Source organism: Flavihumibacter petaseus NBRC 106054, assembly GCF_000974785.1.
Taxonomy (GTDB): Bacteria; Bacteroidota; Bacteroidia; order Chitinophagales; family Chitinophagaceae; genus Flavihumibacter; species Flavihumibacter petaseus.
Genome location: NZ_BBWV01000001.1, coordinates 726,744 through 740,753, shown reverse-complemented (window position 1 = coordinate 740,753; position 14,010 = coordinate 726,744). Strand labels below are relative to the sequence as shown.

9 protein-coding genes are annotated in these 14,010 nt (G+C 50.5%); 5 read left to right on the top strand and 4 right to left on the bottom strand.

What is annotated here, in order from left to right; genetic code table 11:
* Nucleotides 1-2 precede the first annotated feature (2 nt).
* Nucleotides 3-1,679: a glycoside hydrolase family 32 protein gene (locus FPE01S_RS03105; protein ID WP_083990119.1), complete on the top strand. Its 1,677-nt coding sequence runs from the start codon at nt 3-5 to the stop codon at nt 1,677-1,679.
* Here the strand turns inward: FPE01S_RS03105 and FPE01S_RS03100 are convergent.
* Nucleotides 1,636-2,988 carry an MFS transporter gene (locus tag FPE01S_RS03100; protein ID WP_245623931.1) on the bottom strand — a complete coding sequence of 451 codons (1,353 nt, stop codon included), beginning with the start codon at nt 2,986-2,988 and terminating at the stop codon, nt 1,636-1,638. The genes FPE01S_RS03105 and FPE01S_RS03100 overlap by 44 nt on opposite strands.
* A gap of 78 nt (nt 2,989-3,066) precedes the next feature.
* Nucleotides 3,067-3,360, bottom strand: a complete 294-nt coding sequence (locus tag FPE01S_RS03095) for a hypothetical protein (protein ID WP_046367428.1) — start codon at nt 3,358-3,360, stop codon at nt 3,067-3,069.
* 141 nt (nt 3,361-3,501) lie between these two features.
* Here FPE01S_RS03095 and FPE01S_RS03090 point away from each other — a divergent pair, with 141 nt between their 5' ends.
* Genes FPE01S_RS03090 through ligD form a run of 4 tightly spaced genes read left to right on the top strand, consistent with a single transcriptional unit; the run spans nt 3,502 to nt 6,577 of the window.
* A complete protein-coding gene (locus FPE01S_RS03090) occupies nt 3,502-4,506 on the top strand; it encodes a LacI family DNA-binding transcriptional regulator (RefSeq protein WP_046367427.1) in 1,005 nt (334 codons plus the stop codon).
* Between the two features lie 59 nt (nt 4,507-4,565).
* Complete coding sequence (locus FPE01S_RS03085) at nt 4,566-4,865, top strand: hypothetical protein (RefSeq protein WP_052955471.1); 300 nt, start codon at nt 4,566-4,568, stop codon at nt 4,863-4,865.
* Nucleotides 4,866-4,880: 15 nt separating this feature from the next.
* The gene (gene ku, locus FPE01S_RS03080; RefSeq protein WP_046367426.1) at nt 4,881-5,666 is read left to right on the top strand and encodes a non-homologous end joining protein Ku; all 786 of its coding nucleotides are present in this window, start codon (nt 4,881-4,883) and stop codon (nt 5,664-5,666) included.
* A gap of 35 nt (nt 5,667-5,701) precedes the next feature.
* Nucleotides 5,702-6,577 (top strand): non-homologous end-joining DNA ligase, encoded by an 876-nt coding sequence (ligD, locus tag FPE01S_RS03075; protein ID WP_245623930.1) that lies wholly within the window; start codon nt 5,702-5,704, stop codon nt 6,575-6,577.
* On the opposite strand, the gene FPE01S_RS03070 is transcribed toward ligD, so the two are convergent.
* Together FPE01S_RS03070 and FPE01S_RS03065 are read right to left on the bottom strand one after the other, a co-directional pair.
* The gene (locus tag FPE01S_RS03070; RefSeq protein WP_046367424.1) at nt 6,574-7,803 is read right to left on the bottom strand and encodes a sensor histidine kinase; all 1,230 of its coding nucleotides are present in this window, start codon (nt 7,801-7,803) and stop codon (nt 6,574-6,576) included. The genes ligD and FPE01S_RS03070 overlap by 4 nt on opposite strands.
* A 2-nt stretch (nt 7,804-7,805) precedes the next feature.
* Nucleotides 7,806-13,904 (bottom strand): HAMP domain-containing protein, encoded by a 6,099-nt coding sequence (locus FPE01S_RS03065; protein WP_083990118.1) that lies wholly within the window; start codon nt 13,902-13,904, stop codon nt 7,806-7,808.
* Between the last annotated feature and the right edge of the window lie 106 nt (nt 13,905-14,010).

Sequence of the window (14,010 nt, the reverse complement as noted above, 5' to 3'; positions counted from 1 at the left end):
ATATGAATCTTACGACGAGATGGATTTTGCTGGCAGGACTACTATGTGTATCGGTATCCGGCTTTTCACAACAGGCTTTCAACGCTTATTTCACGCCCGCAAAAAAATACCTGCAACTGCCGGTAAAAAACGGCGCTCCAAAAAAGAACGTGGAGATCTGGAAAGATGGTGTACTGGTTCGCTTCTTTGATATTGAGTTGTCGGAGGACAGGGCGGACTGGTTCGCTTATCTTGATATCAGTGAATGGAAAGGTGATTCGATCGAGTTGCGGGTGGACAAGCTCGCGTTGGGTTCACCGACCTTCCACCCGGTTGTTCAGTCGGATCTCGATACCAATTCGGGTAAATTATACAGTGAAGCATTGCGCGGACAATTTCATTTTTCGCCCCAACGGGGATGGACCAATGATCCCAACGGCATGTGCTTTTACCAGGGACAATACCACCTGTTCTTCCAGCATAATCCTTATGGAAGGGGTTGGGGCAATATGACCTGGGGGCATGCTGTCAGCAAAGACATGATCCACTGGAAAGAAATCGGCGATGCGTTGCATCCTGACGGGTACGGCCCGATGTTCAGCGGTACGGCGGTGGTAGATTCCAACAATACAAGTGGCTTCGGCAAGCCGGGCACACCTGCCATGGTGATGTTTTTTACCGGCGCAAAGGCATGGTGCCAGGGGCTGGCGTGGACAACGGATGGTATGTATTTTCAGAAAATGGATCATGCTGCAGTGCCCAGGGTCAGGACGGATAACCGGGACCCCAAAGTGTTCTGGTACGCCCCGGGTAACCACTGGGTAATGCTCTTCTGGGTAGAACAGGAAGGCGGGCAGCACTCCATGCAGTTCCTGCGCTCGGATAATCTGAAGGACTGGACAAAAACTTCCATCGTGCGGGGTGGGGTGAAAGACGATCGTTACCTGCATGAATGCCCTGACTTTTTTGAGCTGCCTGTTGACGGCAATCCGGCCAATACAAGATGGGTACTGTCAGCAGCCAATAGTGTTTATGCGATCGGGAGTTTTGATGGCAAAACCTTCAGGCCGGACGCAGAGCGGCTCGTGGGGCAGGTGGGTCGGGGATATTATGCAGCGCAGACCTTCAGCAATGAACCAACCGGTAGAAGGATCGAGATCGGCTGGTGGCAAACCGCAACCGATAAGGGTGACATGGCTTTCAACCAGAGCATGACCATTCCGATGGAATTAAAACTGATCACTACCCCCGAAGGAATAAGAATGGTCAGAATTCCTGTGAAAGAACTCGAAACACTGCGCAGAAGAACGATCCGCAGTGGCGCCATCAGCCTTTCCGAAAAGTCAGACGATCCGCTTGGTGAAACACAGGCGGAACTGCTGGAGTTTCGGATGGTGGCAACACCCGGAAAGAGCAGCGCGATACACATTGACATCCGCGGCCTGGAAGTTCTGTATGATGCAGCAGCAGGTGAACTCAGCTGTGATGGCATAAAAGCAAAAATTCCCCTTCAGCAGGGGAATCTTCAACTAACAGTTTATGCTGATCGCACCGGCCTGGAAATTTTTGCCAACAATGGCCTTTACTATATGCCGGTGAATAAAAACATCTCCGGAACCAAGTCATCTATATCCGTAACCGGTGGCAAATGTTCCTTTAAACAGCTGGATGTTTTTGAACTGAAAGCTGCCTGGGAATAGTACGCAGCAGCATACAGAACAGGAATCCGATAAAGGCGAGCACAACGCCTACATATTCCGGCGAGGTATAACCGAAACCGGCTGCGATGGGCAAACCGCCAAGAAAGGCGCCGAGGGCGTTACCGGTATTGGCGCTTGCCTGCAGGGTAGCGCTGGCCAGCATTTCAGCGTTTTTAGCGTGACTGATCATCAGCATCTGCATGGGTGCGATCACCGCGAAAGCCGTGGCGCCCGTTACAAAGGTGAGGAGGATGGAGATCACCTGGTATTTGGACAGCAGGGCAACTGCGAGCAGGCACACGATCATGGCCAGCAGGAGGGAAGCTGTCGTTTTCAGGGGAGAATAGCGGTCCGCCAGGCGGCCTCCGATGAAATTACCTACAGCCATTCCGAGACCCGCCACCATCATGATGAGCATCATGCTGCCGGCAGGAAATCCGGATACGTTGATCATCAGGGGCGCGATATAGGAAATCCAGGTAAACATGCCTCCGGTTCCGATTGCAGAAATACCAATGATGGTCCAGAATGCGGGACTTTTAAAAACCTGCAGGCTTTCCCTGGCGCTTCCGTTTTGCTGAGTCGCAACATTGGGCAGCCATTTGCGGATACTGATTGCCGTTATCCAGGCTACGAGGGCAACAATGCCAAACGAGATCCTCCAGCTGAACTGGTGACCGATCCAGGTACCCAGGGGTACGCCAATGAGGTTGGCTACCGTGAGTCCGGCGAACATGACTGACACTGCCCTTGCTTCACGGCCGGGCGCTGCAAGCTTGCTGGCCACTACTGCGCCGACCCCAAAGAAGGCGCCATGCGGAAGGCCGGAAAACAGCCTTGCTGCAGCAAGCGTCTCATGGTTGGGAGCGAGCGCGAAAATGCCGTTAAATAAGCCGAACATCCCCATCATGGCCATCAGCAATTGTTTGGGTGGAAACTTGCCCGCCAGCATCACCATCAGCGGTGCGCCAATCACCACACCCAGTGCGTAAAGGGAAATGAGCTGCCCTGCCACAGGAATGGATACCTGGAGGGATTGTGCTACGTCAGGCAACACGCCCATAATCATGAACTCCGCCATGCCGAGGCTCAGACCACCCAGCATCAGGGTGATCAATCCCGGTTGCAGGTCAAATTTTTTGTCCTTCGGCGCTTTGCCGGTCTCCTTTTGTTCTTCGTTTGCAGTCAGCTCCATGTCTTTTTTGTTTCGGTTCTCCGTGGCCGTTATCGACCCGGAAAAAGTCTTCTTAGGCGGTATTGCCGTGTAAAACGTCCTCCTGGACTTATGCGGATAAAATGTTTGTGTCATGTGTTTACAGTTTCAGGTACAACAAAATGCCCCCGTTCTGGCAGGCATTCATCGTTAAAAAAAGGCAACAATTGTTGACTAGACGATCCGGACTGGTTTGCCGGATTGCATCACTTCAGAAACCAGGGTGCGGTCATATCCCTGCGGGGCGGATATGATCACCAGGTCAATTGATGCGTCTTGTGTGATCGCTTCGAGTTCCTGCACCACTTCCGCCTCGGGATAAAGATTGCGGGCAAGACCCTCGGAGATGGTGCCGTTGATCAGCACCTTTTTCAGATTATATCCCTGGATGGTACTGGTGGTACCGAGTTGAAAGATCTTTCCAGACTTACTGCACTCTACCAGTCCAATGTTTTTAAACGTATCCATGTTCCGGTGTTTTCGTTATCACTTTACGTCTATAAGACACAAAGGTATAGCAAAAAGTTTAATCGTTTAAACTCTTCACCTTTTGTTAACGCCGTTTAACACTAACTTGGTATTCCTTTTTATCCTGATACAGAAGCAACTATGAAGCGTGTTAGCCTTAAAGATATAGCCGAAAGCGTTGGTGTTTCCACCGCTCTGGTTTCTTATGTGCTGAACAACAAGAAAGAAGGACGTATCGGGAAAGCGATCAGCGAAAAGATCAGGGAAACTGCCAAACTGATGGGTTACCGAACCAACCAGATCGCCCGCAGCCTGAAAACAAACAAGACTTTAACTATCGGGTTGATCGTAGCTGATATATCCAACCCTTTCTCTTCTTCACTGGCGCGGATCATTGAGGATGCGGCAGACAAGTATCAGTACACAGTGATCTTTGGCAGTTCTGATGAAAAGCTTTCAAAGTTTGAGAAGCTGATCGATACGTTTCTTAACCGCCAGGTGGATGGCCTGATCATTTCCCCGCCTGATGGCGCTGCAGCGCAGATCAGTTACCTCCGCCAACAGCAGATCCCGCTTGTTTTGCTTGACCGTTATTTCCCCGAAGTGCCTTCAAATTATGTGGCGCTGGATAATCATAAGGCTTCCTGGGATGCTGTGACCTACCTGGTTGAAAAGGGGAGAAGTAGGATCGGGCTGATCAACTATCGCAGCGAACTCTTTCACCTGAACCAGCGGGCACAGGGTTATCTTGATGCTTTGCGTGCAAAAGGCATTACACCGCTGCCGGAGTGGCAGGAATTGCTGCCGCTGGATGCAGTTCCTGAAGGCGTACCGGAAGCCATCGACCGCCTGTTGCACCTTCCGCAGCCTGTTGATGGCCTGCTCTTTGCCTCAAATACCCTTTGTGCTACCGGCCTCCGCCATCTCAATCGCTTATCTTTGCGGGTACCGGATGATCTCGCCATCGTCACCTATGATGAAACGGAATCGCTTGATCTTTTTTACGCGCCGCTGACCTACCTGCGGCAACCCCTTCCGGAAATGGGCCGGCAGGCAATCGATATCCTCCTGAAAGCCATGGAAAATCGTCAACAAACCGTCCAGTGCCAGATGGAAGCGACCCTGATACCGCGGGCATCTGCATGATGGCATACTTTTTTTGCTGCATGCAGGGCAACCGCAGGCGATCAATTAAATTATCAGCCATGAGCAAGAAAACACCTCCCGGTCATTCCCAGCCACCCTCCGGCAAAAAAATAATGGAAGAAGAGACCAACGAAAAGAACATCGAATCCGAGCTTGAAAAGATGGATTATCCTTCGGATGAAGACATCATGAATCCGGCCAGTGGCGCCATCAAGGTACCTCACGCCCAGCAACGTCACGAGAACCCCGGCGATACACTCGATGTTCCGGGATCAGAACTGGATGATGATATGGAAGACATCGGGGAAGAAGATGAAGAGAACAATTATTACAGTTTGGGTGGAGACAAAAAAGACTGACAAAAACTTATTGCCATGAAAGCGATCTGGACAGGCTCCATTGGGTTTGGACTGGTCAATATTCCGGTCAAAATGTACAGCGCAGTGGAGGACAGCAGCCTTAGCCTCGACATGCTCGACAAAAAGGATCATGCCAATATCCGCTTTAAAAGAGTCAATGAAAAAACCGGGAAGGAAGTGCCCTGGGAGAATATTGTAAAAGGATACCTGGTGGGTGACAAATATGTAGTACTGGATAAATCGGATTTTGAGAAGGCCAGTCCCGAAAAGTCAAAACACGTAGAGATCACCCAGTTTGTGAACCTGGAAGAAATCGATACAAATTATTTCGAGCAACCCTATTATCTTGAACCAGATAAAACCGGCACCAGGGCCTATGCTCTCTTATGTGAAGCTTTGCTGAAGTCCAAAAAAGCCGGCATCGGCATGCTGGTTATGCACAGCCGTGAACATCTCTGCCTTATCAAGGCGCAGGAACACACGCTTGTACTAAACAGAATCCGCTTTGCTGAAGAAGTCAGGGATCCCGCTGAGCTTAAAATACCTACCACCAAAAGCAAACCACCGGAATTGAAAATGGCTTTGAGCCTCGTGAATCAGCTCACCAAAAAATTCGACATCAGTGCGTTCAGGGATGACTATTCGGATAAATTGATGAAGCTGATTCAGGCCAAGGCCAAAGGCAAAACCATCAAGGTTGCTCCGATGAAAGTGGTGCATTCAAATACCAAGGATCTCATGGAACAACTGAAAGCCAGTCTGACTCCTGCGCGGAGCAGCAGCCGTAAAAAAGCGTCATGAGTGCAACGGCCACAAATAAACGAAAGCCGACCGGTTTGACCTTTACAAATACAGAAAAGATCTACTGGCCAAAAGAGGGGTATACCAAAGGTGACCTCATCAATTACTACAATTCAATAGCACCCTGGATTCTTCCGCACCTGAAGAACAGACCATTGTCGCTAAAACGAAATCCGGACGGGATTGAAGGCCCATCTTTTTATCATAAAGACGCAGGGGAACATGCGCCTGATTTTGTGACGGTTTTTCCGGTAGACAGCAAGAGCAGCAATAAGGTGATCGATTATATTGTTTGCAACAACCTGAACACGTTGTTGTATGTTGCGAACCTGGGCTGCATCGAAATGAATCCATGGAACAGCACGATGCAGCATCCCGATCATCCGACCTGGCTCGTGATCGATATTGATCCCTCTGACAACAATACTTTTGAACAGGTAGTCGAAACAGCACTCGCCGTAAAAGAGGTTTGCGACAAAGGCGGACTGCCTGCTTTCTGCAAAACATCGGGTGCCAGCGGGATGCATGTGTATATTCCCCTTAAACAGGCTTATGACTACGACCAGGTGCGTGATTTTGCACACATCATCGCCGGACTGGTGCATGAACTCGTGCCTGATTTTACAAGCCTGGAGCGGTCGCTTGCCAAACGGGGCAAGAATAATATCTACATAGATTTCCTGCAGAATCGTCCCGGGCAGACACTTAGCTCGGTTTACAGCGTGCGGCCTGTTCCTGGTGCAACCGTATCCACGCCGCTGGAATGGAAAGAAGTGAACCGACGATTACATCCCGGCCAGTTCACGATCCGTAATATCAGCAAGCGGCTGGATGCCAAAGGCGATCTCTTCAAAGGCGTACTCACCGGCAAAGCGAATATGGCAAAAGCACTTGATGCTTTCGGCGCCTAGACCTGCACCTGGGCCGTTGTCTTTTCCTTCGGCCAGTAGAGGTAAAACGTAGAACCCTGCGCCGGCCTGCTTTCTGCCTTGATCAATCCGTTGTGATAATCCATGATTTTTTTGCAGATGGACAAGCCGATGCCATTTCCCCGGAATTCATCATAACTGTGCAGCTTCTTGAAGACCTGGAAAATGTCTTCGCTGTAGGCAGGGTCAAAGCCGATGCCGTTATCAGCTACTGACACCACAAAATGTTCATCCGTTTCTTCCTGTTGCAACCGGATCTGCGGTTTGCGGGAGGGCTCGGTAAACTTCAGTGCATTCCCCAGCAGGTTAAAGAAAACCTGTTTCAGTAATGTGCCATTTCCCCACACAACAGGAAGCTGCACCAATTCAACAGTAGCTGATTTTTTCTGCAGGTCAATTTCGAATTCCTCCACAACTTCCTGCAGCAGTGTATTCAGGTCCACCGGTGCAAAATCGTCGATGTGATTGGTGTGCTGGGAGAAACGCAACAGGTCATCAATGAAAAGCTTCATACGATCGGACGAATGCATGATCTTGCCCAGGACAGCTTTCATGTCTTCAGTCATCCCGGGATAGGTGAGAAGCCGGTCGCTGAACATCCTGATCTTTCTCAGGGGTTCCTGCAGGTCATGGGAAGCTACATAGGCAAAACGATCGAGGTCTTCGTTGATCGACTTGAGTGTTTTGTTGTTTTGCAGCAATTGCTTATTCAGTGCTTTGACCTTATTCTCGGAAATTATCCTTTCATTGATCTCGGCCTGTAACTGCTTATTGGATCGCAGCAACAGTTTTTCCTTGGTCTGCAACTCCCGGTTCTTGCGGAACAATTCTGTGAATACGGCCACTTTTGCCCGCAGGAGTTCAGGATGAAAAGGCTTGTAGATGAAATCAACGGCCCCCATCTTGTAACCTTCGAATCGCTGGTCATCACCGAACTCATGGGCAGTAATGAAAATGATAGGGATGTGGCGAAGCTTTTCCCGCTGGTAGATCAGGGAAGCTGTTTCGAGGCCGTTCATTTCAGGCATCTGGACGTCCATCAGGATCAGGGCAAAATCGTGTTCCTGCAGCAGGATCTTCAACGCAGCCCTTCCGGACAACGCTTTGACCAGTTTATAGTCACGATTCTCCAGGATGGCTTCAATGGACAAAAGGTTTTCTTCCCTGTCATCCACAACGAGGATAGAAATATCAGGTACACCCGCCATGATTATTTATGCAACCAGATCCGCATGAGCGACAGTAGCTGGTCAATTTTTAAGGGTTTGGTAATATAATCGGAAGCTCCCGCCTCAAGGCATTTTTCACGGTCTCCCTTCATTGCTTTTGCGGTAACAGCAATGATCGGCAGGCTGTTGTTCTTGTGTTCACGCCGTATCTTTTGGATAGTTTCATAACCATCCATTTCAGGCATCATGATATCCATCAGCACCATGTCGATCTGGTTCGGTTGACCCAGCAGTTCCATGGCTTCCATACCGCTTTCTGCTGTGATGGAATTGATATTATATTTCTCAAACGCCGTCGTCAGCGCAAAAAGATTTCTTACGTCGTCATCCACTACCAGTATATTTTTCTGGTTAAGGATATCCTTTTTCATTCTTGCCTTTTCCACCATCCCCGTTTTGTCGGCTGACAACTGCTTCAGGTTTACATGGCTGTAGCCGATCAGTTCATGTAACAACACGCCGGTTTCACCGTCTGCCTTGGTGATTACCTGGCTCACCGATTTCAGCCATGCATTCACTGCCTCACCCGGTGGTGTAAACAGGATAACCGGAATGTTCAGTTTGCCGGCAAGATCCAGCAGGTCAGCATAAGCTTCCTGTGGTGTGGGATCTGCGGCTTCGTGATCCAGTACCAGGCATTCAATTGGTTGTTTGGAAATGGTATCCATCGCCGTTTCTGCATTGCTGGTGGTAATGAATTCCAGCAAGCCGGGTTCCTGCAATTTTTCTGCCAGGAGATGCGTATCGCGGTCGGAGAGTATCAGCACATTGCGTAACGGACGCTGGTGGAATGTTCTGATCTCCTGCAACATGGAATTCAGTTCCGTTCCGGAAATTGGCTTGAGGTGGAAGTTTTTGGCGCCCCGCTGCCGGGCCAGGTGACGATTCTCTTCCCCGGATATTACATGAACCGGGATATGCTTGAGGTTGTCGTCGTTCTTGAACAGGTCAAGGATCCGCCATCCACTGGCATCCGGCAGTTTTACATCAAGTGTAATAGCTGCGAGGGAGAACCGGTTGGCCAATTCAAATACTGCAGCAAAATTTGTGGCAATCACCACTTTGATGCCGGTAGTATGTGCCACTTCAAGGATAATATGGGCGAACTGCAGGTCATCTTCCACTACCATGATCACCAGGTCATCAGCATTGATATTATTTCGGTCATCCCCATTGTCGTTGATGATCTCATTCAAGGATTCAAGTTCTTTGGTGTCAGAAACCTTGATGGTTGGCACCAGTGTTTCCCCTACTGCGTATTCACTTCGCTTCCGCAGCGATCCCTTTTCTTTTTTCGTTGGTATAGTGCCAGGCTCAAGCGGCAGGTACAAGGTGAAAGTACTTCCCATTCCGGCCTCGCTTACCAGTTCAATGGAGCCGCCCAGCAGTTCGGCAAGTCCGCGGCTGATGGAAAGTCCGAGACCGGTACCGCCGTATTTGCGGCTGGTAGAGCCTTCTGCCTGCTGGAAAGCTTCAAAGATGATGTTCTGCTTTTCCTTGGAAATGCCGATGCCGGTGTCGCGGATTTCGAAGGCCACCACACGTCTTGCATTATCCAGGTTATCGTTGGGTTGCAACCACTCGTGGTCTGCCTCATAGATCCGCAGCCGCACTTCGCCTTTCTCAGTAAACTTGAAGGCATTGGACAAGAGGTTCTTGAGGATCTGGTTGAGGCGCTGTGAGTCAGTTTCAATGATATCGGGAAGATTGCGGTCTTTCTCGATGATGAAGCGCAGGTTTTTATTTTCAGACACATGTTTGAATGTGCTTTCCACGAAGGAAACGATCTCAGCGAAATGGATATTGATGAAGTCCGTGGAGATATAACCGGATTCGATCTTGCTGAGATCCAGGATATCGTTGATCAGCTGGATCAGATCATCGCCGCAACTGTGAATGGTCTTGGCATATTTCACCTGTTTGTCGGTGAGGTTGCCCTCGGCATTCTCATAAAGCTGTTGTGCGAGGATGAGGAGTGAGTTCAGCGGCGTACGCAATTCATGCGACATGTTGGCCAGGAACTCCGATTTATATTTGGAGGTAAGCTGCAGCTGTTCTGCTTTTTCTTCCAGGGATACTCTCGCTTCTTCCACTTCCTGGTTCTTGTTCTCCACTTCTTCTTTCTGCTTCGCAAGAAGATGTGCTTTGTCCTGCAGTTCTTCGTTCGCACGACGCAACTCGTCGGTAAGGGACTGTGATTGTCCCAGCAGCCTTTCCGTACGTGAGTTGGCTTCGATTGTATTCAGCACCACACCGAGGCTTTCCGTCAACTGGTTGAGGAAGTCAAGGTGCGTCTGGTTGAATGGCTCAAAGGATGCCAGTTCGATTACAGCTTTAATATTGGTTTCGAACAATACGGGAAGCACGATAAGGTTCACCGGGTCTGATGCGCCAAGACCCGAACCGATCTTGATATAATTGGCCGGAACATTGGAGATCAGGATGGGTTGTTTTTCAACAGCGCACTGACCCACCAGGCCTTCTCCGAGTGAGAATTCACGGTTGAGTGATAAAGCATCGTCGTAAGCATAGCTGGCGAAAAGCTTAAGTTTCTGCTCTGCGGTGTTTTCGTCTTCCTGCAGGATATAGAACATACCCTTTTGTGCATTCACCACCTGTGCCAGCTCTGAAAGGATCCGCTTGGTCACCGTGTTGATCTCCCTTTGTCCCTGCAACATCTGCGTGAACTTGGCCAGGTTGGATTTCAGCCAGTCCTGTTCCTGGTTACGCAGCGTGGTTTGTTTCAAATTGGTGATCATCTGGTTGATCGTATCCTTCAGTTCTTCCACTTCCCCTTTAGCTTCCACATTGATGGATTGCGTAAGGTCACCCTTGGTTACCGCGGAAGCCACTTCAGAGATTGCCCGCACCTGGGTGGTGAGGTTTTCCGCCAGCTGGTTTACGTTCTCCGTCAGGTTCTTCCAGATACCGGAGGCGCCGGGCACACTCGCCTGGCCACCCAGCCTTCCTTCCACACCTACTTCACGGGCCACTGTAGTTACCTGGTCGGCAAACAAAGCCAGCGTATCGATCATTTCGTTAATGGTGTCGGTCAACTGTGCCACCTCGCCGCGCGATACGATCGACAGTTTCTGTTTCAGGTTTCCGGTAGCCACTGCGGTTACCACCTTGGCGATACCGCGAACCTGGTTCGTTAGGTTGGACGCCATCATGTTCACCGAATCGGTAAGGTCTTTCCAGGTTCCCGCAACCCCCTGCACTTCTGACTGTCCCCCCAGCTTACCTTCTGTTCCCACTTCGCGCGCCACGCGCGTCACTTCGAAGGCAAAGGAGTTCAGCTGGTCCACCATCGTATTGATGGTATTTTTCAGATCGAAGATCTCGCCCTTTACATCGATGGTTACTTTTTTGGAAAGGTCACCTGATGCCACCGCCTTGGTCACTTCTGCAATATTCCGCACCTGCGAGGTGAGGTTACCGGTCATCTGGTTCACGGAGTCGGTAAGGTCTTTCCAGGTTCCTGCAACGCCGGGCACAAAGGCCTGCCCGCCGAGCTTACCATCCGTTCCCACTTCCCGGGCCACACGCGTTACTTCAGAGGCAAACGCGCGCAACTGATCCACCATCGTGTTCAGGGTTTCTTTCAGCTGCAGGATCTCGCCTCTTACATCCACCGTAATCTTCCGGCTCATGTCTCCGTTGGCAACCGCGATCGCAACATCTGCAATGTTCCGCACCTGCGCGGTAAGGTTACCGGCCATCTGGTTCACGGAATCGGTAAGATCTTTCCAGGTACCCGCAACGCCGGGTACATTCGCCTGTCCGCCGAGTTTACCTTCGGTTCCCACTTCTCTTGCCACACGCGTTACTTCGGAAGCGAAGGCGCGCAGCTGTTCCACCATCGTGTTGATGGTATTCTTCAGTTCAAGGATTTCACCTTTAACATCCACTTCAATTTTACGCGACAAGTCACCATTGGCAACCGCTGTCGTTACTTCGGCAATGTTCCGCACCTGCGAGGTCAGGTTCGATGCCATGATGTTTACCGAGTCGGTAAGATCTTTCCAGAGGCCTTCCACACCCGGTACATCGGCCTGTCCGCCAAGTTTTCCTTCCGAACCCACTTCCCTGGCCACACGGAACACTTCCGAGCCGAATGAGTTGAGCTGGTCCACCATCGTGTTGATGGTATTCTTCAGTTCAAGGATCTCGCCTTTTACATCCACAGTGATTTTGCGGCTCAGGTCGCCTTTTGCCACCGCAGTGGTTACTTCTGCAATGTTACGCACCTGTGCGGTCAGGTTGGATCCCATCTGGTTCACAGAATCGGTAAGGTCCTTCCAGGTACCACCCACACCTTTTACCGTTGCCTGTCCGCCGAGCTTTCCTTCTGTTCCCACTTCAAGGGCCATCCGTGTTACTTCGGAGGCGAAGGAGTTCAGCTGGTCCACCATGGTGTTGATCGTTTTCTTCAGCTCGAGGATCTCACCCGCAACATCCACCGTGATTTTTTTAGACAGGTCACCATTGGCTACCGCTGTAGTTACTTCAGCAATGTTCCGCACCTGTGCGGTCAGGTTGGAACCCATCTGGTTTACCGAGTCGGTAAGATCCTTCCAGGTACCGCCCACACCCTGCACTTTTGCCTGGCCGCCGAGTTTTCCTTCAGTACCCACTTCAAGGGCCACACGCGTCACTTCCGATGCGAAAGAGTTAAGCTGGTCCACCATCGTATTGATGGTGTTTTTCAGTTCAAGGATCTCGCCCTGAACATCCACTGTAATTTTTTTCGACAGGTCACCATTGGCCACCGCTGTCGTTACATCTGCAATATTTCTTACCTGGGCGGTCAGGTTGGAACCCATCTGGTTTACCGATTCTGTCAGGTCCTTCCATACACCACCCACGCCTTTTACTGTTGCCTGTCCGCCAAGTTTGCCTTCTGATCCCACCTCACGGGCCACACGCGTCACTTCCGAAGAGAAGGAGTTCAGCTGGTCCACCATGGTATTGATGGTATTCTTCAGCTCAAGGATTTCGCCTTTTACATCCACCGTGATCTTGCGGCTCAGGTCGCCCTTGGCCACGGCGGTGGTCACATCGGCAATGTTCCGCACCTGTGCGGTGAGGTTACCGGCCATCTGGTTCACCGATACCGTGAGGTCTTTCCAGGTACCTGCAACACCCTGCACTTCTGCCTGTCCGCCGAGTTTTCCTTCTGTTCCCACTTCCCTGGCCACACGTGTTACTTCCGAGGAGAAGGAGTTCAGCTGGTCCACCATCGTATTGATCGTATTTTTCAGCTCAAGGATCTCACCCTGTACGTCAACCGTGATCTTTTTCGACAGGTCGCCTTTCGCCACCGCTGTGGTCACTTCCGCAATACTCCGCACCTGGGCTGTGAGGTTACCGGCCATCTGGTTCACCGAATCGGTGAGGTCTTTCCACACACCCGCCACTCCCTTAACCCTTGCCTGTCCGCCGAGTTTACCTTCAGAACCCACTTCACGGGCCACACGGGTTACTTCCATGGAAAACAGGTTCAGCTGTTTTACCATGTCGTTCACTTCTGTAGCGATGCGCGCAAACTCACCCTGCAGTCCGTGGTCGCCGATCTTCAGCGGCATTTCCTGGGAAAGGTTTCCTTTCGCAACAGAACTGATTACGTGGGCGATTTCGATAGTGGGATGTACCAGATCGGAAATCAGGGTATTCAGTGAGTTAACACCGTTGCGCCATTCACCTCTGGCAGCGCGTGGCAGTTCGACGCGATGATTCAGTTTACCTTCCTTGCCGATCGTGTTGCGTGCGAGGCTCAGTTCCTGCATGAGGATTTCGTTCAGTGAAATGATCTCATTGAGTACGTCGCAGATCTTACCGCTTGTTCCCAGTTTGTTAAAGGGCATCCGGATGGCGAAGTTTCCATTTTTAACTTCTGATAACACGGTCAACAATTCATTGGCATTCAGAACATCGTCTTCGAATGCCGGAAGAACGTGACTTTTTGGCTTTGTTATTGTTGATGTGGTACCATTGGTCCCGGAGGCTTTGACAACTTTCTTGGGGGAGGGGGGCAATGTTCTGGTCTCTTTTTGGGGAGAACTTTTCCTTGTTGCCATATCGAGATTTGTGCAACAAACCTATTGAATCTCCGTTAAAAAAAATAAGTATATTTATCTCAATCCAAGGTGGGTAAAGGCTTCTACAACTGAATGGAAATTTTGG

Bases quoted from the DNA above. Each gene is read 5' to 3' on its own strand.
- FPE01S_RS03105 (WP_083990119.1), top strand. From the start codon at position 3: ATGAATCTTACGACGAGATGGATTTTGCTGGCAGGACTACTATGTGTA.
- FPE01S_RS03100 (WP_245623931.1), bottom strand. From the start codon at position 2,988: ATGACACAAACATTTTATCCGCATAAGTCCAGGAGGACGTTTTACACG.
- FPE01S_RS03095 (WP_046367428.1), bottom strand. From the start codon at position 3,360: ATGGATACGTTTAAAAACATTGGACTGGTAGAGTGCAGTAAGTCTGGA.
- FPE01S_RS03090 (WP_046367427.1), top strand. From the start codon at position 3,502: ATGAAGCGTGTTAGCCTTAAAGATATAGCCGAAAGCGTTGGTGTTTCC.
- FPE01S_RS03085 (WP_052955471.1), top strand. From the start codon at position 4,566: ATGAGCAAGAAAACACCTCCCGGTCATTCCCAGCCACCCTCCGGCAAA.
- ku (WP_046367426.1), top strand. From the start codon at position 4,881: ATGAAAGCGATCTGGACAGGCTCCATTGGGTTTGGACTGGTCAATATT.
- FPE01S_RS03070 (WP_046367424.1), bottom strand. From the start codon at position 7,803: ATGGCGGGTGTACCTGATATTTCTATCCTCGTTGTGGATGACAGGGAA.
- FPE01S_RS03065 (WP_083990118.1), bottom strand. From the start codon at position 13,904: ATGGCAACAAGGAAAAGTTCTCCCCAAAAAGAGACCAGAACATTGCCC.